Genomic DNA, 21116 nt, shown 5'->3' with positions numbered 1-21116 from the left:
ATTTACCTCACAGTTATATGGAAACAAGCCTGTTTGCGTTCGTGCTTCACATAGCACATATCCAGCTGTTTCAGGTCGCTCAGAACCTCTCCCAGCACCAATTTTAGCTTGTCCGAACTCAGCTCTTTTCCGTAAGGGTTTTGTTTCTCGAACCTGCGCCACGAAATATCGAAAGTTGTTCCGTAGCAATGGGTCGATTTTTGACTGGCGTTGCCGTTTCGTTTGGTCAGGCTCTTAACGTCTTCTTCGGTACGGGTCAGGCTGGTGATAATCGGTTTGTAGATGGGCAATTTTTTACTGTTGAGCGAATCACGGAAGTTGATACTTATTTTCAGCAACAAATCGGAAGCCTTTGGCACGAGGTAGGGCACCGAATGTTTTAGCTTATCCACTTTGTAGTAAGCCAATTCTTTGGGGATGCGTACCAGTTTGTCTTTTATTTTCAGGGTGTCGTCCCGGGTAGTCATGGGAGCTATGCCATTCTTTTGGGCGGCAACAATCTGAACCTCGTGCAAATCGTCGAAAGTTTTACCATAATTGCCGTTGAACTTTTTAATTTCCTGAGGGCTAAGGCTATCCGCTTCTTCTTTAGGAGAACTACACGAAAATAGTAAGCAGAACAACAATAAATATAAATAACCGTATCTCATCCCCAAAACTATAAAGCCACAAAAGTACAAAAAAACGTTTAAAGTTCAAATATTAAATTTTCGGGTTCAATTTTTTTATCAGGGCGAAATAGTTGTAGGCCTGTTTGGGATAGGGCAAACCATGAAAAAAGTTCTTCGGACTTTTTTCGGTTTACCGGCAAAATCTAGTCCCGCAGGGACGACACTTATTTTTACGACAATTGTCCGTAGGACATCCATATCAATAGAAAATTAGCATTACGATTAACCATTTTCCCCGTAGGGGATACACGGATAAATCGGTGAATGTCCTACGGACAATCTGTGTATGGGGGAGACTGTTTTCTATTGATATGTAAGCCCGATGGGCTATGATTTAGAGGGCTAAACACAATTTTGCTGGTGAGTCGAATCAATGGCTTTGCTTTTCGTAAGCACACATTCATCAATCACAACAGCAACATACATCCATTCGGTTTTGAGTTGCTAGCCAGCTATACAGTTGAGGTTATGGATCAATTGACCCCGAAAGAGTTTCAAAATTTAATATACAGCTTCTATCAATACAAAGGTACGCCAAAGAAATATAAAGTTATTCTCGAAGCTATATTGAATAGTATTTGCGAATAACTGCAGCCCTCATTCCAAATCCACAACAGTAATACCGGCTCCGCCAAATTGCACGTGCTCGTCCTGGAAGTTGCTGATGCCGTTTACGGTGCGCAGGTAATCCCTGATAAGTTGACGCAGGATGCCTGTTCCTGTTCCGTGAAGGATGCGGACGCGGGAAACGCTTAACTGGATGGCATCGTCGATGAAGTACATTACGGCATTCAAGGCCTCCTCACCGCGCATACCCCGCACGTCAATATCGAGTTTGAAGTTGAGTTTCTTCTCGTTAATAATATCGCGGGCTTTGGATACGGTACCCGACAATTGCGCCTCGCGTTTCATCTGGTTCTTGCCGACACGTTCGAGCGAGTTGAGCTTGGTGGTGGTTTTTATCATGCCAAAAGCTACGATGGCGTTCTTATCCTGTATATCAATCACTTCGCCGACAGTTGTTTGCCCTTTTATGCGGACATTGTCGCCGACCGAAACAAGTTCGTTTTTTTGTTCTTCCCTGTTCTTTGTTTTATTTCTGGTGGCCTGTTCGCGCTCCTTCAACTTCTGTATTTTGCGGCTGATTTTGTCGTTTGCCTTGTCTTCTTCGTCTTTGAGGCTGTCTTTAAATTCATTCAGACTTTGACGCGCCTGCTTGGTCTTTTCCTTTTCGGCCTGCGCCTCCCGTATGTTGCGGATGGTATTTTCGATTCTGGCGTTGGCTTCCGAGAGCAGCGTTTCGGCTTCGGTTCGGGCTTTCGTTATTATTTCTTTCCGTTGTTTTCCGATGGCGGCCAAATCCGTTTCGTAGGTCGAGGTAATTTCATCCAGTCGCTTTTCTTTTTGGCGGATATTCTGCCGTTTGGCCTCCCAGTAACGTTTATCGCGGACAATGTCCTGAAGGTATTTGTCCATGTTTATGTAATCGCTCCCCACAATTTCGGAAGCATCGGCGATAACATCCTCGGGCAATCCTATTTTCCGGGCAATTTCGATAGCAAACGAACTACCCGGATTACCAATCGACAACATAAACAGGGGTTGCATCAGGTGTCGGTCGTAGAGCATCGCCCCGTTTATCACGCCCTCGTTTTCGTTGGCAAAATGTTTCAGATTCTGATAGTGGGTGGTTATGATTCCGAACGAAGCTTTTTCGTTAAACCTTTTCAGCAGCGATTCGGCAATGGCTCCGCCAATCTGGGGCTCGGTTCCGCCGCCAAATTCATCTATCAGCAAGATGCTTTGGGGGTTGCAATTTCGGACGAAGAACTTCATGTTGGTCAGGTGAGAACTGTATGTACTCAGGTCGTTTTCGATGGATTGTTCGTCGCCTATATCAATGAAAATATCGTTGAACATACCCACCCTCGAACTCTCGCTCAAAGGAATCGGCATACCGCATTGCAGCATGTATTGAAGCAAGCCTACCGTTTTCAGACACACGGACTTACCTCCTGCATTGGGGCCGGAGATAATCAGGATGCGGTTTGTTTCGTCGAGGTATATATCAAGGGGAACAGTTTCCCTGTTTTGCCGTTTGTGCGAAAGATAGAGCAGCGGATGCCTGGCCTTGTCCCAGCATATTTGCTGTCTATTTTCGAGCGCCGGTTTAATCGCATCAATTTCGATGGACAGATTTGCTTTTGCCCGGATGAAGTCGATAAGTGCAAGAAAACCATACGATTGAATGATGTCGGGAGCCAACGGGCGTATGGTATCGGTGAAAGCGGTGAATATTTTTATAATCTCCCGCTTCTCTTCGTTTTCGAGTTCCCTGATGCGGTTGTTTGCCTCCACCACCTCGGCAGGTTCAATAAATACGGTTTTACCCGAAGCCGATTCGTCATGAACAATGCCTTTCAATTTTCGTTTGAAAGCCGGAGCGACAGGTATCACCAAACGCCCATCGCGCATGGTAGGAGCCACATCCTTTTCGACAAGCCCTTCCGATTGTGCCGAGCGGAGGATAGAATTGAGCGTTTTGGAAATACTGCCGGTTGTTTGGAAGATTTCCCGCCGGATGCGATTCAGTTCGGGAGAGGCATTGTCCTTAACCCGACCGAATTTATCGAGGATGTTGTCAATTTTCTTTATCAAATCGGGGAAAATAACGACTTCTCCGGTTAAAGCCTGAAGATGAGGGTAGAGGGCATCATCACCCTCTTCATTTTTCAGAAAAGCCACTATTTCGTGTATCGTTTGCAGCGACCGCCGCAAGTCGAACAAGGTATTTTCGTCGAGCCAAGTCCCTTCTACATGTATATTTTTCAGCGAAGGGCGTATATCAAAATAAAAGCTGACCGGAAAATCGTCCTCCCCTTGCAGGATGCGGACAAATTCGTCCGTCTGCGAAAGTTGTTCCGATATGGCCCTGTAATCGGTTGAAAAGGACATGTTGCCGACATATTCCTCGCCCAAACTGCTTAAACATTTTTCGCCAAGCAAGCGGCGTATTTTGTCGAATCCTATTTTAACTTCAAAGTTTTCGGGATAAATCACTAATTATGAGCTTTATTTCTAATAAATGTTGCAAAAGTACAATTTCTTTTTGAATTGCAAGAGTTTTTTGTTGTAGGTACAGGGCAAACCTGAAAAATTTTAGAACTACTGTTACGGATGAGATTCCTCCCTTTGGTCGGAATGACTTGCCTATTGGTGGTTTAAGGGAGGAAGAAGCGGCGGCTTCGCCGCCGCTTCTTCCTCCCCTCTCCTAAAAAGGAGACTGTCATTTCGGGCGTAGCGAGAAATCTCCTGCTCATATCAGCAACTTTACCGAAAGACATAAGCAGTAAAATTTTTCATGCGTTTGCCTTAGGGGTAGGTAGTTTAATAAAATAAACCAAAAAGCGCAAAGATAATCAAACCTTTGCGCTTCCGTGTCTTTGCACTTCGTTGCTCTATACCTTACTTCAAGCTTTGAATAAACTCGGGAAGGAGCGTCCAAACGGTGTTTTCGGTTTGGGCGGTGTAGAGATTTCCGGCTATTACCGATTTTTCGTCTGTTCCTATTACGTTCTTTACGTGTGGTTTGACGTAGGGGTGTAGCGCTACTTTTTTGCCGTTGCCTATTCCCAGATTGTCGAGAAGCATGGCGAATGCACAGTGTCCGAGCAATGCTTTGCCTTTGGCGTTGAAACTACTTATCACCGCCAACATATCCTGATTGTACTGTTTCCCTGCATTTTCGCCAAATTTGGGCATGGCATCTCCACAGGCAAATGCCAGTGCGTCATACTCATCTTCGTGTCCTTTCAGCTGGGCAATCACATCGTCAGTTTGCAGGCTGACTCCCGAATTTGTCTTTATTTGGGTGGTATCGGCTACCGCAAATGTTTTATAAAGAATACCGTTTTCGAAAAATGCTTCCAAATATTGGAACAAACCAAATCCGTTTACCGGATTTACTACTAATACTGCCACTTTCTTTGCCATAATCTAAAATAGTTTAAATAATACAATTATCAAAAGTAAGTTTATTACTTTTGTGATGTAAATATACATTGAATAGTTCAGGAAAGCAAGAGCGAACAAAAAGAGAACATACTTACAAGCAAGTAAGTAATATTGATTTACAGCAAAATACATCGGAACAGAACATGAAAACCTTTCTCACAGACGAAAATACACCTTGTCCCATACGCACTATTCTCAGCAGACTGGGCAGTAAGTGGTCGCTGTTGGTGCTGATTACCCTAACTGCGAATGGCGCCATGCGTTTCAGCGATATATACCGCTCTATCGGCGATGTTTCGGAGCGGATGCTGGCCGTAACATTGCGCTCGCTGGAAGCCGATGGCCTGGTAAACAGAACGATATATCCCGAGGTTCCCCCCAAGGTTGAGTATAAGCTCACCAAATCGGGTTACGAACTGATGCCCCACATTCAAAGCCTGGTGGATTGGGCGCTGGAAAACACGCAAGAAATATTAAACTCGAGACAACGCTATAAATAAAAAAAGGCTGGAATATACCGGAAATAAGAGGGTAAATAGCCTAACACAGAAAGAACGCAAATTACGCGGATTAGGCAAATTCACGCAAATAATTTTATGAATTGACCGATTTTAAACAATATATAAATTGCGATAATTCGCGTAATCTGCGTAATTTGCGTTCCTATATTGACTTCGCCTTCTCAAATAATGTTTTCGTGAATAGCCAGCTCTATGGCGGCTTCTATTTGCTTCACGCCCAATTTCCGCATAATATTGAGGCGGTGGGCTTCTATGGTACGTGTGCTCACGTTGTATGTTGTGGCCAAATCTTTGTTGTTCTTTCCTTCCCTTATCTGGTTTAATATTTCCACTTCACGTTTCGAGAGTTGCGTGCGCAGATTTTTTTCGGGTTGTTTGTCTTTCTTCAGGTATTCGGTAACCAGCAAATTGGTCAGATCGCCCGAGTAGAAAAAATGACCCTTCGTAACCTGACGGATTGATTTCAGGAATGTATTATTCGGAGCATCTTTCAGTATATAGCCTTTTACGCCTATATTCAACGACTGCAACACATAATCGTCTCTGTCGTAGAGCGAAAAGAAAATAATATCGGACTTGACGCCTTCTTCCTTCAATTTAGCGGCGGCTTCCAGTCCGGTCATCACAGGCATCGAAATATCCATCAATATAATATCGGGCTGCAGTTCAATTCCTTTCTGCAAGGCTTCCCATCCATTGATGGCGGTTGCTATGACGTCCATGTCGGGCTCGTTATTTATCAGGTATTCCACCCCATTTCTGAAAATCTCGTGGTCGTCGGCCAATAAAATGCTAATCTTTTTCATCTAATATCTCAGGCTTATCCGGTTTTATATTTCTTGCACAGGTATTTCTAACTCTATCGTTGTCCCCTCCCCTATCACCGACTGTATCCTGAAGCTGGCTCCCAATAAACCGGCTCGTTCCTTCATACTGATCAATCCGTAGGTTTTCCGGGCGTCTTCCATATCGTATAAAGTGTTCATATCCCAGTCGAAACCTATGCCATCGTCCTGAATTTTGATATAGATATTTTCGGCATCGGACTCCAAGGTTATGTCTATATTCCGGGCATCGGCGTGTTTGATAATGTTATTTGTGGCCTCCTGCAAAATCCGGTATATAACAATTTCCTGCGTGTCGGTCAACAAGCCGGCATCCATATTATCGTGCAGTTGCACCTGCAACCGGGTGGAGGTGCGTATGGTTTTCAGCAAATCGTTTATGGCGGCTTTCAGCCCGAAATCGTCCAAAACACTGGGAAGCAGTTCGGCACAAATTTTTCGTGTTTCGTTGATAATGGATATGATGATGTCTTTTATCTCTGTCAAATCTTTTTTCGACTTGTTTTTATCGGCCTCTATAATTTCCATCCGCATCTTCAGCGCGGTGAGCATCTGGCCTATGTCGTCGTGTATTTCGGCGGCTATTCTTTTTCTTTCCCGCTCTTCACCGGCCATAATCGATTCGGAGCGAATTTTCTGAAGTTCGTCTTTTTGCTTCATCTTCTCTTCCATGAGCAGATGGATTTCTGTTTCTACCTGTTTTCTTTTTGTGATGTCGAAACAGATGGCATAATACCTGTAAAGTTGCCCTTTGCTGTTGAATATCGGCATCAGAGTAACATTCATCCAGAAACCTGTTCCGTCCGAAGCATGGTCGAATATTTCGCCCTGCCACACTTCATTTCTCACTTCCGCATTTTCGATATGGCTGTATATGATGCTCTTTTCTTCACCCATATTGTTGTAGAACAGCGGCTTTCCGCGCAATTCGGACATGGAATAGCGTGTTACGTTGCAATATTTATCGTTTGCGTATATAATGTTCCCCGAGAGGTCGGTTTTGACCAGGTATGTTGCTTTTTCCAAGGCAAAGTTCACTTCCCTGAGTTCTTTATGCGATTGTTCCAGCTCCTTGTTTGTTTCCTGTATTTGCTCTATCAACTGGCGGGAATAGGTTTCCGTATCGACCAAATCGGTGAACGATGCCTTCAACTTTTTCGAGAGTGGTTTAAATATGACAAAAATCTCGAGGATGAGGCACACCACCAGTATTCCGAATAAAATCCATTCCAGTTTCCGCAAAAAATCAATGTTATTCCGCAGCACACGGTCGTAATCGAAGACAATCATCTCCATGCCCAGCAGGTAGGTTTTTTCGTTTTTGAGCAGTACATCTATGTACGGACTTATATCCGCTTCGTTGTAATTGTCGGAGGCATACAGTTGCCGACACATTCCATCGGCGGCATCTACCATTTCGTTGTAGGGTTTGTCGATGATGATGAACAGTTCGTCCAGTTCCTTATTTTCGTTGTGCGGAATATTGAGAAAATCGCTACCTTCCCTCAAGCTGCGGTAGGTTTCTTTCCACTGGCGGTAGGTATTTTCAAAGTTTTTGCGGTTCGAGCGGTAATCCCGTCCCTGTTCGAGTAAAAGGGCGTATTTGACCAGAGACTGCGAATCGGATCTTAACTTGGCCGCATAATTGATGAGGTGAGTATCCGATTTTTGATTCGACAAGTAATTCTGAATCAGTATCTGACAGGAAAACGACAACATGCCAACCATCGCCAAAGCAATGGCATACATCCAGTTGTATAACCGAAGCGTGTATTGGTAATTTTTCCTTTTTGTCATTACCGGTTTGCCTTTATTTATTGTTAAAACACAAAGGTATATTTTATTAAAACAATGTACAACAAATATGAGAAGGAGATTTCTCGCTACGCTCGAAATGACAGTCTCCTTTTTTGGAGAAAGGATGAGAAAGTGGCGGCTTCGCCGCCACTTTCTCATCCCTTAAACCACTAAGAGGCGAGTCATTCCGACCAAAGAGAGGAATCTCATCCGTAACGTGCGCAGTCTTTTATGGGTACTTTACCGAAAGACATAAGCAGTATCTCAAAACAAATTATACAACTGCGTCAACGGTAATTTTTTGGCAGGTTGGGCGACTATCGGTTTTCCGTCCACCAATACCTCAAAGGTTTTTGTGTTGATCTCTATTTTGGGCATGTAGTTATTCAGTTTCAAATCGTTTTTAGAAACTATCCGGCACCCTTTTACGGCGTTTACCATTTTATTCAGCCCATATCCTTTCACCGTGTCGAGCGATGCTTCGCTGACAAATACGCAGGAGGTGGCGCCTGCCGCTTTACCCAATGCGCCATACATCGGACGCGAGATATAGGGTTCGGGGGTGGGTATGGAGGCATTGGGGTCGCCCATTTGTGCATAGGCAATGGCGCCACCCTTGATAATTGTTTCGGGTTTGGAACCGAAGAATTCGGGTCGCCACAAAACGAGGTCGGCCAATTTGCCGCTTTCTATCGAACCTACTATGTGGGATAATCCGTGCGCCAATGCGGCATTGATGGTGTATTTCGCCACATAGCGCTTCACGCGATAATTATCGCAACCGGTCGATTCGTCTTCGGGCAAAACGCCTCTCACTTCCTTCATCCGCGAGGCTATTTGCCAGGTACGGCAGATGACTTCACCTATACGTCCCATGGCCTGAGAGTCGGAAGTGAAGATGGAAATAGCGCCCATATCGTGCAAGAAGTCCTCCGCCCCAATTGTACCCTGACGGATGCGGCTTTTGGCAAATGCTACATCTTCGGGATTGTCGTGGTCGAGATGATGGCATATCATCAGCATGTCCAAATGTTCGTCCACCGTATTGATACTGTACGGGTTGGTGGGTGTTGTGGACGAAGGGATGATATTGGAATAGCCGCAGACTTTCATTATGTCGGGGGCATGACCGCCTCCGGCGCCTTCGGTATGATAGGTATGTATGGTGCGCCCGTCAAAAGCTTTGAGCGTATCTTCCAAAAATCCGCATTCGTTGATAGAATCGGTATGGATGCAGACCTGCACATCGTATTCGTCTGCGACTTTCAGGCAGGTATCGATAGCCGCCGGTGTCGAGCCCCAGTCTTCGTGCAATTTCAAGCCCAATACTCCTGCTTTCAGCTGACTTTCGAGGGCGGCGGGCTTGCTTGAATTTCCTTTTCCCAGAAAGCCAAAGTTGACGGGGATATTGTCTGTCGCTTCCATCATTTTTTGTATGTAAAAAGCGCCGGGCGTACAGGTTGTTGCGTATGTGCCGGTAGCCGGACCCGTACCGCCGCCGACAAACGTGGTGATTCCGGCAGCCAAAGCTTCGTCCGATTGCTGCGGACAGATGTAGTGCACGTGCGTGTCGATGGCTCCTGCCGTCAGGATTTGCCCTTCGCCCGAAATAACTTCCGTGATGGCGCCGATAATCAAGCCCGGGCTTATTCCTTGTTGTATATGGGGGTTCCCTGCTTTGCCTACGCCTTTTATCTTGCCGTTTTTAATGCCGACATCCGCCTTGTAAATGCCTTTGTAATCTATTATAAGGACATTGGTTATTACCAAATCGAGGACTTCTTCATCGCTAAAACCCGAGGCTTGCCCCATTCCGTCCCTGATTACTTTTCCTCCTCCAAACACGCACTCTTCGCCGTATATGGTGTAATCTTTTTCTACTTGTATCTTCAGGTTGGTGTCGCCCAAGGTAACTTTATCGCCTGTGGTGATTCCGTACATTGAGGCATATAATTTTCTGTCGATCTGTGCCATAATTCTTCTGTTTTTTAGTTGGTAAAACCTTGTTCCTGCAAAGTGATTGCAATTTTATCTTGTTTGTTCTCGTACGATCCGTTCACTAATCCGTTGCCTCCGAATATGAGTTTGTCTCCGGCCAGTTCCACCAGTTCCACCAGTTTTGTTTCACCGGCTTCGAAGCGTACGGCTGTTCCTGCCGGAATATTCAGGCGGAAACCGATAGCGGCTTTCCGGTCGAAGGAAAGGGCCTTGTTTGTTTCCTCAAAACAGCAATGCGAGCCAATTTGGATAGGACGCGTTCCGGTATTGGTAACTTTCAGGCTGATTGTTTTCCGGTTGGCATTGCAGGTGATAGGCTCGGCCAATGTTTCAATGGCTCCCGGTTCCACATGCATACTGTTGTCGGTATCTATATTGGTAGCAGCTCGCGTTAATCCAGAGCCATACAAAGCCAGTCCGGGATTTGCCGTTTTTTGACAGATGGGGTGATGCACGGATACCAGTTTGGTGCCATCAAGCAAGGTTCCTTCCACCTGTACCTGCTCTATCATGCCGGCCACACCGGGCATCACATCGTCTGTTCCCAGAATTTCTTTGCCCAATTTGGTTAATTCGGACAAGCTATGTCCGTCCCGGATGAATTCGAGCAATTGCCCCGATATAAGCGCTATGGCCTCCGGGTAATTCAATTTCAATCCTCTTGCATATCTTTTCTGTGCTACTACGCAAGCTGTATGCAACATTAATTTTTCAACATCTCTTGGTGTAAGTCTCATATTGTTAACGATATACGAATGCGCCCCAATTGGCGCATTGTGGGTTTATACTGATAAATATTTCTTTAGCTCATCAAAATCAATTTGTTTCTTATCGGCGTGTTTCACCATTTTTCCTCTGTCCATTATGTAGTAATAGTCCGAAAGGCGACGGGCAAAGTCCAGTTTCTGCTCCACCAGCAAAATGCTGAGGCCACGCTGTACCAAGCGGTTCAAAACATCGGCAATCTCAAATGTAATGGATGGCTGTATCCCTTCGGTCGGTTCGTCGAGAATCAGCAAATCGGGTTTTCCGACCAGCGCGCGGGCGATGGCCAACTGCTGCTGCTGTCCGCCGCTCAGATTACCCCCCAGGCGATTGCGAAAATCTTTCAGGATAGGAAACAAGCCGTAAATTTCGTCTTCGTCGAACGAGCGCATCGAGTCGTTACGCGATTCTGTCCCTATCAGGATGTTTTCATATACGGTTAGTTTGGGGATTATTTCCCTTCCTTGGGGTACATAGCCGATACCCCGTTTGGCCCGCTTATAAGTAGAGCGGTTTTGTATTTCTTCGCCTTTGAACACAATCGGTTCTTTGGTTCTTACCAAGCCCATAATTGTGCGCAACAAGGTTGTTTTACCCACGCCATTGCGACCCATGATTGTTGTTACACTCCCTTTTTGGGCTTGCATATCTACCCCCCACAATATCCGGCTTTCTCCGTAGGCGGCCTGAATATTTTTTGTTTCCAGAATTGTTTCAGCTTCCATAACAACAGTGGTTTCTATTATTTTCTTGTTGTGAGGGCACCCCCAGATAGCAGTCGATGACCGCCTGGTTGTTTTTCACTTCATCAAATGTTCCTTCGGTCAGGATTTCGCCATGAACCAAAACGGTAACTTTTTCCTGCGCTATTTGTTCCACAAAGTGCATATCGTGCTCGATGACGATGACGCCGTTGTCTTTTGCAAGTTCGCAAAGCAGTTCGCCTGTTCGGGCTGTTTCGGAGTCCGACATGCCTGCTGCGGGTTCGTCAATCAGCATCAGGTCGGGGTCTTGCAGCAGGACGATGGCTATTTCGAGCCATTGTTTTTGGCCGTGCGACAACGAACCGGCCAGCGAATCCAGCTCTTTATCCAGATTGACCCGATGAGCCACATCCAAAATTTTGTCCGATTGTTCCTGCGACAATTTAAAGAACATAGACGACAGGAAGCCTTTTTTCGACTTTAGTCCGAGCATCAGGTTATCGAATACGGTAAGCCCCTCGAAAACAGATGGTTTCTGAAACTTGCGACCGATACCCATCCGGGCTATTTCTATTTCGGTTTTGCCAATCAGGTTTTTCCCTTTAAACAACACATTTCCGTCCATCGGCGGCGTTTTTCCGCACAAGACGTCCATGAAGGTGGATTTGCCGGCTCCATTAGGGCCGATAATAACCCGTAACTCTTTGTTTCGCAGCTCAAAACTGCCCATATTTAAAGCCTGTACACCACCGAAAGACACATTTAGATTTGAAATAGACAGCATAATCGTATTATTTAGAGGTTGATAATTTTGTGATTCTTAATTTATTGCCAATAGTCCCCAACAGGCCTGTAACGCCGTTGTTCATATAAAGAACAGTGATTATGTACAACGCGCCCAGTATGTAAGGCCATGCTTCGGGCATCAGCGAAGTGAATGTGCTGTACAGCACGTTTACAATTAACGCACCCGCCACAGCGCCTTTCAGATTGCCACGTCCGCCCAGCGCCACCCATATCAGCATTTCGATGGATGCTTTCACATCCATGCGTCCGGGTGTTATAATACCGGTTTGAGGCAGGTAGAGCATACCGGCAATAGCAGCGATAATAGCTCCGATAACAAATATGGCCGTTTGGTAACTGACAACTTTGTATCCGGTAAATCGTAGCCGCGATTCGCTATCACGAATACCGATAAGCACTTTCCCAAATTTAGAGGCCGTTAGTTGCTTCGACAGGAAGAAGATGAGGGCAAGCATGAGTATCGTAATCATATAAAGCCCCAATTTTACATCGGTGGAGTGCAAGTCGAATCCGAGCAAATACCGGAAGTTGGTAAGTCCGTTCGATCCGCCGAGCATGGTCTCGTTGCGCGAAAAAAGCAAATACATAGCCAAGGCCAAAGCTTGTGTAATGATGGCGAAAAATACGCCTTTGATTCTTCTGCGGAATATAAAATAGCTGAACAGGAAAGCGAACAAACCGGTAACAAGCAATCCGAAAATGATAGCCCCCGGAAGATTTTGAAAAGGAACCCAGAAAAAAGGCAATGATTGCACTTGGTTCCACGACATGAAATCGGGAACGGCCTGTCCGTCAGGCAGATTGGCGACGGTCATATACATGCCCATCCCATAAGCGCCCAAGCAAAAGAAGAAGGCGTGGCACATTGTCATAATACCCGTATATCCCCAGATGAGATCGACGCCGATAGCGGCAATTGCAAAGCAGCAATAGCGTCCCCAAAGCGTTACCGTATTAATATCCACCAGCCCTAAGACATTTGCGACAGGCATCAGAATCATGAATACGAGTAGAAACAATATGTAGAGTAATTTATCTTTCATAACTAGTCAATTTTATTAATCATCACCAATCCGGCCTTTATCGGGAAATAATCCTTTTGATTTGTATTGGAGGAACACAATTATCAGTACCAGCATCAGCACCTTTCCGTAAACTGCTTCAAATTCAATCTCGAAAAATTTGCTGAAAATACCCATGCTCAGCCCCGATACTACGCATCCTATCAGTTTCCCAACGCCACCGGTTACCACCACAAGGAAAGAATCGACTATATAGGTTTGCCCCATATTGGGTACTACATTGCCTATCAGCGTAATGGCGCATCCGGCGATACCGGCCAGTCCCGAACCTATCATAAATGTGGTCATGTCGATTTTCTTTGTCGATATGCCTACGCAGGCGCTCATGTTGCGGTTTTGCGTAACCGCCCTGATTTTGATACCCAAGCGTGTTTTTTGGAAAAGGAGATACACCAAAATAAATATAAGAGCGCTTAATATCATAATAAACAGCCGGTTGTATGGCAATATCAGTCCATCCATTATTTCAAAACCACCCGATAAAACGGCAGGAGCTTTTACCGAAGTCAGGTCTCCAAAAATATTTCGGGCTATTTGAATAAGTATCAGGCTGATACCCCATGTTGCCAGCAGACTTTCGAGCGGCTTGCTATAAAGATGCCTGATAATCAGGCGTTCGATAGCTAAGCCAAAAAGGGCGGCCACGATAAACGAGATGGGTAGCGACAGGAAAAATGCCATGTCGAGCCATGCCTGAGGAAGGTTATTTATAAAGAACTGCTGTACACAATAGGTGGTATAGGCGCCAATCATGATGAATTCTCCGTGGCTCATGTTGATGATGCCCGCCAAGCCGTATATAATCGAAAGGCCGAGAGCCACCAGCAAAAGGATGCTTCCCAGGCTCAGCCCGCTGAATATGTTTTGAGCAATTTCGGCCACTTGCTGGTCAGATTCTATGTCGCTTATGTATTTTTCGGCAATTTCGCGATTTTCATTTTTTATATTTTCCCGTTTGATGTATTCGTTCAGTACGGGCAATGTTTCGTTGTTGTTTTTAGCTCCGAAGTAATCGAGGGCTATTTTTTGTTGACTGTCGTCTCCGACAGTAAGCCGTAGCACGTTGATTGCCTGTTCGGCAGCCAATTTTACGGTTTCTTGTTCTTCTTTGTCGCAATAAGTTTCCAGTAGTTTCAACATATCGGGGTCGGCAGAAGTTGCCACTTGCTTGTAGGCCGATATACGCAAGTCATCTTTGCTGCTTTCCAAATTGACGAGATGCATAATTGTGTTGAACGCCAGCCTGTTAGTGCGAGATACTTTCACTTGGACGAGCTCCTCTTTCCTGAGTTCTGTCTCATCTATTTTTTCATATAGCGGATAAAGCCGGTAATAACTATCCGCCTTACTGTCGTGCTCAACGCCGACTGCTATATCGTTGTATTTGTATAGATTACCGTTTACAGCGGCATCAATAAAATGGAAGGTCGCGGCATCGCGTTTATCGGCCAGGAAGCTAACCGCCTCATCCATTCGATCTTCATCGTTGCTTAAAATCAAGGCTATAGCCTTGTCTGCCCTTTCAATTTGGGCAGACAAGTTGCTAACAGCCACATTTACCAATAATATTACAATGAGTGTTAAAAATCTCATGGAGTAATCATTTAGTTACATTAATCAGATATGAAAAGCCTCGTATATAGCGCTTACTTATTTAGCATATTCGCTGAATGGCTCAGGTATCACCAAGCCTTCTGTTTCCCAGATAATATCGAATTGACCGTCGGGTCTGATTTCGCCGATTATCGCTTTCTTTGCCAAGTGGTGATTGTCGGTGTGCATTTTCACCGTACCCGACGGCGAACTGATTTCCATGTCGGACAAGGCAGCGATGACTTTTTCCACTTCAAAAGAACCGGCTTTTTCTACAGCAGCTTTCCACAAATACAAACCGGTGTACGACCAGCATATCGGGTCATCGGTAACGCGTTCGTCGCCTCCGGGCAGATTTTGAGCCTTGCAGTAATTTTTAAAGTTTTCGACAAATTTGAAATTTTCGGGAGTTTTGATAGACTCGAAATAGTTCCATGCAGCCAGGTGTCCCACTAAAAATTCGGTATCCATCGCTCTTAATTCGTCTTCGGCAACCGAGAATGCCATAATCGGGCAAACCGATGAGCTCATCCCCTGATTGGCAAACTCTTTGTAGAAAGGCACGTTGCTGTCGCCGTTGATGGTACTCAGCACACACGCGCCACCCGATGCCGCAAAACGTTTGATTTTAGACACAATTGTCTGATAATCCTGGTGGTGGAAAGGGGTATATTCTTCGATAATATTTTCGGCAGGAACACCTTGCGCCAACAAAAAGTTTTTAAGAATGGTGTTTGCCGTGCGTGGGAATACATAGTCCGTTCCAAGCAAATAGAATTTTTTGTATGCTCCGCCTTCTTTGCTCATAAGGTACTGAGCGGCAGGTATCAACTGCTGATTGGGCGTTGCTCCCGTATAGATGATGTTGGGTGAACATTCCTGTCCTTCGTATTGAACGGGGTAAAAAAGCAAGCCTTTATATTCCTCAAACACAGGCAATACCGATTTGCGAGAAACGGATGTCCAGCAACCGAACACCACACTTACTTTGTCCTGGCTCAATAATTCCTTCGATTTTTCGGCGAATAAATCCCAATCGGAAGCCGGATCGACTATTTTGGGTACGATTTGTTTCCCCAGCACTCCGCCCGAAGCATTGATTTCGTCAATACCCATCAACAATACATCGCGGAGCGACACTTCGGATATGGCCATTGTTCCGCTGAGGGAGTGGAGAATACCTATTTCTACGGTGTTTTCGTCGGCTTTTTTATCGCCCTCTTGCGTTTTACCGCCCGAACAGGCTACTGTGGCAAATGATAGAGCTGTGATAGATAGCGCGTAGCATATCTTTGATACTAATTTTTTCATATTTTCCTGTTATTTATTTTTTTTGATTCGTTTTTAAAACAGGCAAAGTTGTAGTTGCAGCCACACCTGTCCGTAAGATTTGTCTTCAATGTCGCCTGTGGCCTGTAATACGCCTTTTGTCATCGACACGTACGACAATTTAAGATTGGTATTGTAGCCGTTGAAGAAGTAACTGAGGCCACCTCCGAAAACAGTAGAAGTATTCAATTTGTCAAAAGATTCGGCGCTCAAGCCAGCTCTTTGATTGCTTTCGGAACTCACATCCTGCTTTTCGTAACGTATCCAAGGTTGAATTTTGCAGGATTTGAAATAATACCCCAATTCGAGCAATTGCGTATTCTGGGTGGGAATCATGGATGCAAAAGAGTATTTTTTAGTGAGGTCGTTGCCACCTGTGAGGTGTGCCCATGCGGCATTCAGGGTGATAGAACCTGCTTCGCTCAATGGATAATCCAAGTAAGCATCCAGCCCTGCAGCTACGTATGTACCTTGCGTATCAAAACCGCCGGCCAGGGTAAATGTCTCTCCTACGCCCAAGTTGGTACCCGAATACTTGTCAATATCCAGAAAGTTATACTCCAAGCGACCAACCGTACGTAACGGCGATTTGTCTTGTCCCTCAAATTCGCGTCTTCCGGCAAAAGCCCCCAAACGGTACTTAAGTTTATTTTTCAGGAATCCCCCGCTGATGTTCACCCCAATATCGCGTCCCAAGTCGTTTTGCAACGGACTGCTTTCGGACATGTTGTAAGGATACTGAAAATAGGTGAAATCGTTGACCATAAGCGTACTGGCTGTCTGTAAGCCATTGCGGTTGTGCGATACCAGTATTTTACCAGCCGAAACAACAAGCTGGTCGCTGAAAATATGATCATATTGCGCATCCAGAATCTTTATGGCAGCTGCTTTATCGCTTCCCCCCAAAGAAGAGGTCAATTCTGTTTCTACGAAAATATAATCCTTTTTAGTCAACCGGGCTTCGGTCATAATCCTGGCCCTGTACAAGCTAGCCCCCACATCCCAAGAGTCCGCAGAACCTGATTCGAGCGAGCTGCCAAAACCTTTTTGTTGAGCGCTTGCATACGTATGCATTAATAAACCTGCGTGAAATGAAGGCTTAAACTCTTCGCTTTCGCCGCTTCCTTGCGCATAACTACCTAAACAGCTCATAAGAGAGACTGCTGATAAAGATAGAACAGATAACCTTTTTTTGTAACAATCCATAATAGTAAAAAATAAATGAATAACTAATTAATAATTTGAAGCGCTTCGTTGATTACTGAAATACGTACGCAAAGTAAGAGTATATTTTTCAAACAAGCAAAACATTTTGAAAGTTTATTAGTTAAAAAATGAGCAATAGGATAGATTATCAATATAAATCTACCATTATGATACTAATTACATGCATTTTACATTAAAATATTATTATTGATATTTTATTGATAGAAATGAAGAGGAATGATAGATTTCTTAAATATGATGGGTGTGGTGAGGATTTTACTGGTGAGCGTGAGATTTAGAAAGTGGGCATGAACTTTTAAAACAAAAATCCCGATTTTCAATGAAAATCAGGATTTTACTATGTTTTACTTCGGTTTTTTGTGATCCCGCTGGGATTCGAACCCAGGACCCCATCATTAAAAGTGATGTGCTCTACCGGCTGAGCTACGGAATCTCCGGTTTGCTTGAAAAGCGAGCGCAAAGGTAAAACAAAAATCCTGAAATACAAGACTTTTTTATCCTTTTATTCTCAAATATTCTCAATTCACTTTCGATATTGCTTCTCCGGCAAAGTATCCCAGTATATTCGACACGACTTCTTTCTGCATATTTCCCCTGTCTTCAACCGTTTGTGTTCCTACATGTGGCGTCAGCACAACGTTTTCAAGCGTTTTTAATCCGGTACTGAAACGAGGCTCATTTTCGTACACATCAAGTCCGGCTCCTGCTATTTTACCTTGTTTCAGGGCTTCAATCAAAGCTTGTTCGTCAACCAAACTTCCTCGTGAGGTATTTATAAGGATGCACGACTGTTTCATCTTGTCCAGTTCCTTTTCGCCTATCACACGATAGGTTGCTTGAGTGGCAGGGGCATTCAACGATAAAAAATCGGAGGATGCCAGCAGCTCGTCAAAGTCAACGTAGCGAGCATTGTATTTTTCTTCTATTTCCTTTGCCAAGGGATGCCTGTTGTAGTAGAGAATATTCATCCCCGAAGCGATGGCGCGTCGAGCTACGGCCTGGCCAATTCGCCCCATGCCGTATATGCCCAATGTTTTTCCATAGACCGAAATGCCCGGATTATCGTAAAGTCCCCACGACAAACCCTCCGGCCTGCGCAGATGCCTGTCGTAAAAAGCTATTCTCCGTGCGGTTGCCAATATCAGTCCAAAACAAAGTTCGGCTGTTGGCTCCAGTACAGCGTAAGGCGTATTTGTTACGGTAATGCCTTTTAGTGAGGCATATTCTACATCTATATTATTGTAGCCTACTCCAAAATTGGCGATGAGTTTCAGGTTATGCCCCCGGTCAATAATTTCTTTCCCTGTATGGAATTTGAAACTGGGGACAAGGACATCAAAGGCGGGAAGCATATCAAGCAGTTCCTCTTTTCCGAAATATTCTTTCTCGGGATAAACCAGTTCAAAATTCTCCTCCAATGCCGAGAAACCTTCTCTTTTAAACTTATATCCCAGCAATATTTTCTTCATACCAACTCCAAAAAACAAATTTAAAAAGGCAAATCGTCTCCGTTATCGCCCGAAAAATCAACCGGAGGAGCGAGAGAAGCAGGTGTTGGGGGTGGCGCCTGTTCGTAGGCAGGTGCAGCTGCGCCTTCGCCCCGTGCGGCCAGATCCACTTTCCATGCTTTTACATCGGTGTACCAGCGACCGTTATATTCCCTACTCTCTACATCGAACGATAAATCAAGCATATTGCCTATCTGCAATACCGATTCGTTTATTTTATCGCCCCACATCGAGACACAAATCTTTTTGGGATATGCCCCATCTGTTTCAACAATCACATCTTGTTTTTTCCATTCTCCGTTTCTTCCCGCACCTGTTTGCAAAGGAAGAATCTGAACCAATTTAGCTACTAATTGCATATTTTAAACATTTACACCTCCCCCAACCCCTCCAAAGGAGGGGAGTCAAAAAGTCTCACCCTTGGGGGAGGTTGGAGGGGGCTATTATTCATACATTTTATCAATCACTTCCTTGTATTTATCGTTCACAAAGCGGCGTTTCAGCTTCAATGTGTTTGTCAACTCGCCGCTTTCCATCGTGAAAGCCTCGGGCAACAGGACAAATTTCTTCACTTTTTCGTACGAAGCCAAATCGGCCTGGAGTAGCTCAATACGACCGGCAATCATTAAATTTACCTCTTTCTTATTCAGCAACTCGTTCATGTCTGCATATCCTAACTGCTGCTCTTCTGCCCACTGTTTCAGAACTGCATAATCGGGTACAATCAGGGCGGTAACAAACTTCCGCTCATCACCGATAACTGCCGCCATATCTATAAATCTATCGACACTCAACCGGGTTTCGATGGCCTGGGGAGCCACATATTTTCCGTTAGATGTTTTATACAAATCTTTCAGCCGTTCCTTCAGCGACAAGGTATTATTCGCCGACAATGCCCCCGAATCGCCTGTACGGAAGAATCCATCTTCGGTAAAAACCTTTGCCGTTTCTTCGGGTTTATTGTAGTACTCCTTCATCACCGTTTTGCCTTTGACCAAAATTTCGTCATTCTCGCCAATTCTTACCTGCACATTCGGCATGATTGTCCCTACCGAACCTATCACAAAGCCTTGTTGCGGGAAAAAGCTAACCGTAGCGCTGGTTTCGGTGAGGCCGTAACCTATCAGAATAGGAATATTCACCGAAACCAGAAACTCGTTAATCGCTTCGGATAAGGGTGCGCCGGCACAAGGAAATATGTTCCCCTTATCAATACCGATGACCAGTTTCAGGGCTTTATAAATAGTCAGGTTGTAAAGTGAAAATTTTATCCTGTTGCCCAACGGCGGTTTTATCCCGTTGTTTTTGTAATCGAGGTTGTATTTTTTACCGGTTCTGACGGCATCACGAAACAGCCACTTCATCAAGCCTCTCGACGAGTCTATTTTTTCACGAACGCCAATATACACCTTCTCCCAAAAACGGGGAACGCTACACATAATGGTGGGGTGAATCTGCTTGATTGATTTCTGTATCTCCTTTGCATCCTGATTGATAATGATAGTCATACCGGTGTGCAGGGCAAAGTAGGTCCAGGCACGCTCAAAGATATGGGCTAAGGGCAGAAAATTCATCGACATATCCCTGTCCGAAACCATCGTCAAGCGTATATCGTGTATTCGGAAGACTTCCATAAACGAGGAGTGTTGGAGCACAACCCCCTTTGGTTCGCCGGTTGTTCCCGAAGTGTAAATGATACAGGCCGTATCTTGTTCGCCAATGCCTTTCATCCTTACCGACACCTTGACTTCGGCTGACGAATTTTCGCCGGTCGTAATAAAATCGGCGAAACGGACAGAAGTTGTATCATTTGGATGAAACTTCACTTTCGGGTCGAAAACAATCAGCGTTTTCAGCACCGACGATTCCTGCTGCACCTTGTATGCATTGTTGTACTGGAATTGTTCCCCGACAAAAAGGACGCTGATATTGGCATCGTTAACGATGTATTCGATTTGGGAAGGGGACGATGTGGCATAAATGGGAACAGATATGGCACGGTTGGCATAAGCGCCAAAGTCCGCCATCAGGTACTGAGGCATATTTTGGGAATAAACCCCAATTCTGTCCTGAATATCAACGCCCAGCTCGGCCATTGCCCAGGCCGTTTTCATGATAGCATCCGAAAATTTGATCCAGGAGATGGATTTCCATTTCTTTTCATCCTGATCCCAGTGTTTCAAAACGGTTCTCGACTTGTATTTAATAGCACGCTGATGAATTAACTCGGCAAGATGATAGTAGCTCATAGGATT

The 21116-nt window shown here is 44.9% G+C and carries 18 protein-coding genes and 1 tRNA gene; 2 read left to right on the top strand and 17 right to left on the bottom strand.

What is annotated here, in order from left to right:
* Positions 1 to 2 precede the first annotated feature (2 nt).
* Positions 3 to 650, bottom strand: coding sequence for a DUF5715 family protein (locus ACYPWY_RS08195; RefSeq protein ID WP_459685001.1), 648 nt, complete (start codon positions 648 to 650; stop codon positions 3 to 5).
* A gap of 381 nt (positions 651 to 1031) precedes the next feature.
* On the opposite strand from ACYPWY_RS08195, the gene ACYPWY_RS08190 reads away from it, so the two are divergent.
* On the top strand, positions 1032 to 1259 hold the full coding sequence (locus tag ACYPWY_RS08190) for a hypothetical protein (protein WP_459684999.1): 228 nt from the start codon (positions 1032 to 1034) through the stop codon (positions 1257 to 1259).
* 9 nt (positions 1260 to 1268) lie between these two features.
* Here ACYPWY_RS08190 and ACYPWY_RS08185 read toward each other — a convergent pair whose 3' ends face one another.
* A complete protein-coding gene (locus tag ACYPWY_RS08185; RefSeq protein ID WP_459684997.1) occupies positions 1269 to 3731 on the bottom strand; it encodes an endonuclease MutS2 in 2463 nt (820 codons plus the stop codon).
* A gap of 405 nt (positions 3732 to 4136) precedes the next feature.
* The gene (locus ACYPWY_RS08180; RefSeq protein ID WP_459684995.1) at positions 4137 to 4664 is read right to left on the bottom strand and encodes a DJ-1/PfpI family protein; all 528 of its coding nucleotides are present in this window, start codon (positions 4662 to 4664) and stop codon (positions 4137 to 4139) included.
* A gap of 164 nt (positions 4665 to 4828) precedes the next feature.
* On the opposite strand from ACYPWY_RS08180, the gene ACYPWY_RS08175 reads away from it, so the two are divergent.
* Positions 4829 to 5185 (top strand): winged helix-turn-helix transcriptional regulator, encoded by a 357-nt coding sequence (locus ACYPWY_RS08175; protein WP_459685021.1) that lies wholly within the window; start codon positions 4829 to 4831, stop codon positions 5183 to 5185.
* Between the two features lie 182 nt (positions 5186 to 5367).
* Here ACYPWY_RS08175 and ACYPWY_RS08170 read toward each other — a convergent pair whose 3' ends face one another.
* From ACYPWY_RS08170 to ACYPWY_RS08105, 14 genes are all read right to left on the bottom strand, one after another.
* Positions 5368 to 6012 (bottom strand): response regulator, encoded by a 645-nt coding sequence (locus ACYPWY_RS08170; protein ID WP_459684993.1) that lies wholly within the window; start codon positions 6010 to 6012, stop codon positions 5368 to 5370.
* Positions 6013 to 6036: 24 nt separating this feature from the next.
* Positions 6037 to 7848, bottom strand: coding sequence for a sensor histidine kinase (locus ACYPWY_RS08165; RefSeq protein ID WP_459684991.1), 1812 nt, complete (start codon positions 7846 to 7848; stop codon positions 6037 to 6039).
* A gap of 264 nt (positions 7849 to 8112) precedes the next feature.
* Complete coding sequence (gene ureC, locus ACYPWY_RS08160) at positions 8113 to 9822, bottom strand: urease subunit alpha (RefSeq protein WP_459684990.1); 1710 nt, start codon at positions 9820 to 9822, stop codon at positions 8113 to 8115.
* 14 nt (positions 9823 to 9836) lie between these two features.
* On the bottom strand, positions 9837 to 10583 hold the full coding sequence (locus ACYPWY_RS08155) for an urease subunit gamma (protein ID WP_459684988.1): 747 nt from the start codon (positions 10581 to 10583) through the stop codon (positions 9837 to 9839).
* A 45-nt stretch (positions 10584 to 10628) separates the two neighbouring features.
* Complete coding sequence (gene urtE, locus ACYPWY_RS08150) at positions 10629 to 11336, bottom strand: urea ABC transporter ATP-binding subunit UrtE (protein ID WP_459684986.1); 708 nt, start codon at positions 11334 to 11336, stop codon at positions 10629 to 10631.
* On the bottom strand, positions 11326 to 12099 hold the full coding sequence (gene urtD / locus ACYPWY_RS08145; protein ID WP_459684984.1) for an urea ABC transporter ATP-binding protein UrtD: 774 nt from the start codon (positions 12097 to 12099) through the stop codon (positions 11326 to 11328). Before urtD ends, urtE begins: the two co-directional genes overlap by 11 nt.
* Positions 12100 to 12106: 7 nt before the next feature.
* Positions 12107 to 13165 (bottom strand): urea ABC transporter permease subunit UrtC, encoded by a 1059-nt coding sequence (gene urtC / locus ACYPWY_RS08140; protein ID WP_459684983.1) that lies wholly within the window; start codon positions 13163 to 13165, stop codon positions 12107 to 12109.
* Positions 13166 to 13180: 15 nt separating this feature from the next.
* Complete coding sequence (urtB, locus tag ACYPWY_RS08135) at positions 13181 to 14797, bottom strand: urea ABC transporter permease subunit UrtB (RefSeq protein ID WP_459684981.1); 1617 nt, start codon at positions 14795 to 14797, stop codon at positions 13181 to 13183.
* A gap of 57 nt (positions 14798 to 14854) precedes the next feature.
* Positions 14855 to 16108, bottom strand: a complete 1254-nt coding sequence (gene urtA, locus ACYPWY_RS08130) for an urea ABC transporter substrate-binding protein (RefSeq protein WP_459684980.1) — start codon at positions 16106 to 16108, stop codon at positions 14855 to 14857.
* Between the two features lie 33 nt (positions 16109 to 16141).
* The gene (locus ACYPWY_RS08125; RefSeq protein WP_459684979.1) at positions 16142 to 17278 is read right to left on the bottom strand and encodes a hypothetical protein; all 1137 of its coding nucleotides are present in this window, start codon (positions 17276 to 17278) and stop codon (positions 16142 to 16144) included.
* A gap of 435 nt (positions 17279 to 17713) precedes the next feature.
* Positions 17714 to 17786, bottom strand: a tRNA-Lys gene (locus tag ACYPWY_RS08120).
* 85 nt (positions 17787 to 17871) lie between these two features.
* Complete coding sequence (locus ACYPWY_RS08115; protein WP_459684977.1) at positions 17872 to 18822, bottom strand: NAD(P)-dependent oxidoreductase; 951 nt, start codon at positions 18820 to 18822, stop codon at positions 17872 to 17874.
* A 20-nt stretch (positions 18823 to 18842) separates the two neighbouring features.
* Positions 18843 to 19220, bottom strand: a complete 378-nt coding sequence (locus ACYPWY_RS08110) for a DUF3127 domain-containing protein (RefSeq protein WP_459684976.1) — start codon at positions 19218 to 19220, stop codon at positions 18843 to 18845.
* 84 nt (positions 19221 to 19304) lie between these two features.
* Positions 19305 to 21110 (bottom strand): AMP-dependent synthetase/ligase, encoded by a 1806-nt coding sequence (locus ACYPWY_RS08105; protein WP_459684974.1) that lies wholly within the window; start codon positions 21108 to 21110, stop codon positions 19305 to 19307.
* Between the last annotated feature and the right edge of the window lie 6 nt (positions 21111 to 21116).

It is taken from the genome of Viscerimonas tarda (assembly GCF_054601255.1).
This window is presented reverse-complemented; position numbering and strand designations above follow the sequence as displayed.

Coding starts and splice junctions, on each gene's coding strand:
- ACYPWY_RS08195 (WP_459685001.1), bottom strand. CDS start 650: ATGAGATACGGTTATTTATATTTATTGTTGTTCTGCTTACTATTTTCG.
- ACYPWY_RS08180 (WP_459684995.1), bottom strand. CDS start 4,664: ATGGCAAAGAAAGTGGCAGTATTAGTAGTAAATCCGGTAAACGGATTT.
- ACYPWY_RS08175 (WP_459685021.1), top strand. CDS start 4,829: ATGAAAACCTTTCTCACAGACGAAAATACACCTTGTCCCATACGCACT.
- ACYPWY_RS08170 (WP_459684993.1), bottom strand. CDS start 6,012: ATGAAAAAGATTAGCATTTTATTGGCCGACGACCACGAGATTTTCAGA.
- ACYPWY_RS08165 (WP_459684991.1), bottom strand. CDS start 7,848: ATGACAAAAAGGAAAAATTACCAATACACGCTTCGGTTATACAACTGG.
- ureC (WP_459684990.1), bottom strand. CDS start 9,822: ATGGCACAGATCGACAGAAAATTATATGCCTCAATGTACGGAATCACC.
- ACYPWY_RS08155 (WP_459684988.1), bottom strand. CDS start 10,583: ATGAGACTTACACCAAGAGATGTTGAAAAATTAATGTTGCATACAGCT.
- urtE (WP_459684986.1), bottom strand. CDS start 11,336: ATGGAAGCTGAAACAATTCTGGAAACAAAAAATATTCAGGCCGCCTAC.
- urtD (WP_459684984.1), bottom strand. CDS start 12,099: ATGCTGTCTATTTCAAATCTAAATGTGTCTTTCGGTGGTGTACAGGCT.
- urtC (WP_459684983.1), bottom strand. CDS start 13,165: ATGAAAGATAAATTACTCTACATATTGTTTCTACTCGTATTCATGATT.
- urtB (WP_459684981.1), bottom strand. CDS start 14,797: ATGAGATTTTTAACACTCATTGTAATATTATTGGTAAATGTGGCTGTT.
- urtA (WP_459684980.1), bottom strand. CDS start 16,108: ATGAAAAAATTAGTATCAAAGATATGCTACGCGCTATCTATCACAGCT.
- ACYPWY_RS08125 (WP_459684979.1), bottom strand. CDS start 17,278: ATGAGCTGTTTAGGTAGTTATGCGCAAGGAAGCGGCGAAAGCGAAGAG.
- ACYPWY_RS08115 (WP_459684977.1), bottom strand. CDS start 18,822: ATGAAGAAAATATTGCTGGGATATAAGTTTAAAAGAGAAGGTTTCTCG.
- ACYPWY_RS08110 (WP_459684976.1), bottom strand. CDS start 19,220: ATGCAATTAGTAGCTAAATTGGTTCAGATTCTTCCTTTGCAAACAGGT.
- ACYPWY_RS08105 (WP_459684974.1), bottom strand. CDS start 21,110: ATGAGCTACTATCATCTTGCCGAGTTAATTCATCAGCGTGCTATTAAA.